Raw genomic sequence first — 636 nt, 5'->3', positions numbered from 1 at the left:
ACCGAAATGGGTTTGACCGAAGAGTTGGGTCGTCTGAATGAGGCACGCAAGGCTATCGAGAAGACTGAGAAGATCGTCAAGGAACGACTTCGTGCTATGCTAGGCAACCGCAAGGATATGCGTTCGGATAATTACACGTATAAGCGCGAGATGCGTCCGCGTTCTGCTCTCGATCAGACGAAGGCCAAGGAAAAGCTGCTAGAACTAGGTGGCCAGGAAGTGCTCGATGAATGCATGAGCAACACCGAGGTTGAAACCGTCACCATCAAGCCCATCGCATAATGGCAAACTGGGGATGAGCTGCCCAGCTTATCTTAAATGACTACTGGCAGGGTATTCATAGCCGTGTGTTATGGGACTCCCAAGCCCGTCTGTAGCGCCCAGTATTGATGGAGGCAGCTAATGTCGAGCAAGGATAAGTATGAGGGCACTGTGGGTGCCAAAGCAGTGGTCACTGTGGAGCTGCAGGGGCTAGGTGCATGGGGTACAGGTTATACCATGGATCAGATTATAGACCAGGCAACCACAGAAGCAGAAGCCACTATACGCAAGGCCTTTCACGGTGAGCGTACTCGTATCATTAGCATAGACACGACAGCAGTCTATGCACCTGGCCAGAAGATACAGCCAACGAGG

Annotated in this window: 2 protein-coding genes; both read left to right on the top strand. The window is 51.9% G+C overall.

Annotated elements, in window-relative coordinates; all coding sequences use genetic code 11:
- A partial coding sequence (locus VJI94_RS07900; RefSeq protein ID WP_324008948.1) for a hypothetical protein occupies positions 1–282 on the top strand: 282 nt, incomplete at its 5' end.
- Positions 283–402: 120 nt separating this feature from the next.
- Positions 403–636, top strand: a 234-nt coding sequence (locus VJI94_RS07895) for a hypothetical protein (RefSeq protein ID WP_324008947.1), incomplete at its 3' end; no start/stop codon positions are given.

It is taken from the genome of Parvimonas sp. D9, from assembly GCF_035282565.1.
Classification (GTDB): Bacteria; Bacillota; Clostridia; order Tissierellales; family Peptoniphilaceae; genus Parvimonas; species Parvimonas micra.
The sequence above is the reverse complement of the archived record's forward strand: the minus strand, read 5'-3'. Positions and strand labels throughout refer to the sequence as shown.